This is a genomic window from Actinosynnema sp. NPDC023658, assembly GCF_040639995.1.
GTDB lineage: Bacteria > Actinomycetota > Actinomycetes > Mycobacteriales > Pseudonocardiaceae > Actinosynnema.
In genome coordinates this window covers 1-1,768 of sequence record NZ_JBFAAX010001091.1, presented here as the reverse complement: position 1 = coordinate 1,768, position 1,768 = coordinate 1, and the positions used below count along the sequence as shown (strand labels likewise).

The 1,768-nt window shown below is 74.3% G+C and carries 2 protein-coding genes; one reads left to right on the top strand and one right to left on the bottom strand.

Annotated features, from left to right (window positions below; translation table 11 throughout):
* The coding region (locus tag AB0G02_RS38380) for an ATP-binding protein (protein WP_360804873.1) at positions 1–360 on the bottom strand (360 nt) is incomplete at its 3' end.
* 138 nt (positions 361–498) lie between these two features.
* Between AB0G02_RS38380 and AB0G02_RS38375 the strand changes: the two genes are divergently transcribed.
* A complete protein-coding gene (locus tag AB0G02_RS38375) occupies positions 499–1,692 on the top strand; it encodes a serine hydrolase domain-containing protein (protein WP_360804870.1) in 1,194 nt (397 codons plus the stop codon).
* Positions 1,693–1,768: the final 76 nt, after the last annotated feature.

Sequence of the window (1,768 nt, the reverse complement as noted above, 5' to 3'; positions counted from 1 at the left end):
GAGCAGGGCGAGCGGCGCATCACCACCCCTCCGCCGGCGCGCGAGGACTGGGCGGCCCACCGCGACGCGGTGGACACGACCGGGCCGCAACGCCGTCGCCACGGCCGCGTACGGGATGCGCCTGCTCACGTCGTCGGACTCCGCGGCGGCCACCGCGCAGCCGCGCTCGCGCAGCCGGCGGCACGCCTCGGCCAGCAGGCTGGACTTGCCGATGCCCGGCTCACCGGACACCGCGACGGCCACCAGCCCGGCGGCGGGCACGCGGTCGACCGCGTCGGACACGGCGGCCAGCTCGGCTTCCCGGCCGAAAAAGGACCCACCGGAGGCCGATCCACCCGGGAGGGGCCCACCGGAGGACACCCGGTCGGTGAAGGGCGGCAAGCGCGACCTCCCGTCGTCGGGACGGCCACAACCCTACCGACTGAGGAATCCCTACTCACGTGTCGTGGCTCACGGTGGTTGCGTGGCGGGCACACGACTGCCGCACCTGGAGGGCCGATGACGGTCGAGGGCACCTGCGCCGACGAGTTCGCCGAAGTCCGCGCCGAGTTCGAACGCAACTTCGCCGAGCGCGGTGAGCTGGGCGCGGGCGTGCACGTGACGGTCGACGGCGAGACCGTGGTCGACCTGTGGGGCGGCGACGCGGGCGGGCGGCCGTGGACGGAGGACACGATCACGCACGTGTGGTCGTGCACCAAGGGCGCGACCGCGTTGTGCGCGCACGTGCTCGCGTCGCGCGGCGAGCTGGACCTGGACGCGCCGGTGGTGCGGTACTGGCCGGAGTTCGGGCACGGCGGCAAGGAGGGCACGCTGGTGCGGCACCTGCTGGCGCACCAGGCCGGCTTGACCGCGGTGCGCGAGCCGGTGCCGCCGGGCGGGATGTTCGACTGGGAGCTGATGACCGGCCTGCTGGCGCGGCAGGAGCCGTTCTGGGAGCCCGGCACCCGGCACGGCTACCACGCGCTGACGTTCGGGCACCTGGTCGGTGAGGTCGTGCGGCGGGTCGCCGGGACGTCGTTGGCCGAGTTCTTCGAGAAGGAGGTGTCCGGTCCGCTGGGGCTGGACTTCTGGCTGACCCTGCCCGAGGACCTGGAGCCGCTGGTGGCGCCGACCGTCCCGGCCGACCGCGGCGAGGACGTGCCCCGCATGTACGTGACGGCGATGACCGAGCCGGGGTCGATGCAGGCGCTGCTGGTCGGCAACACCGGCGGGTACGTCGCGGCCTCGAACACCCGCGAGGCCCACGCGGCGCAGTACGGCGCGGTCGGCGGGATGAGCAACGCGCGCGGCCTGGCGCAGCTGTACCGCCCGCTGGCGCTGGGCGGCGAGTACAACGGGGTGCGGCTGGTGGACGAGGAGCAGGTCGCGGTCATGTCGGCGGTGGCGTCGGCCGGGTTCGACGCGATGCTGCTCGCGCCCACCAGGTTCTCGCTCGGGTTCCTCAAGTCGGCGGGCAACCGCCACCTGCCCGCGGCCGAGCGCGGCGTGCTGATGTCGGAGGACGCGTTCGGGCACTCGGGGATGGGCGGTTCGCTGGGGTTCGCCGCACCGGCGGCGCGGATGTCGTTCGGGTACGCGATGACCCGGATGGGTCCGGGCGTGGGCGTGAACGAGCGCGGTCAGTCCCTTGTGGACGCCGCGTACCGCGCGCTGGGCCACCGCCGCGCCTCGGACGGCACCTGGTTCCGGTAGCTAGGCCGTGATGCCGTAGACCGCGCGCAACCAGACGCAGGTCAGGGTGTCGACCAGCTCGCGGTCCCGCGCGGCC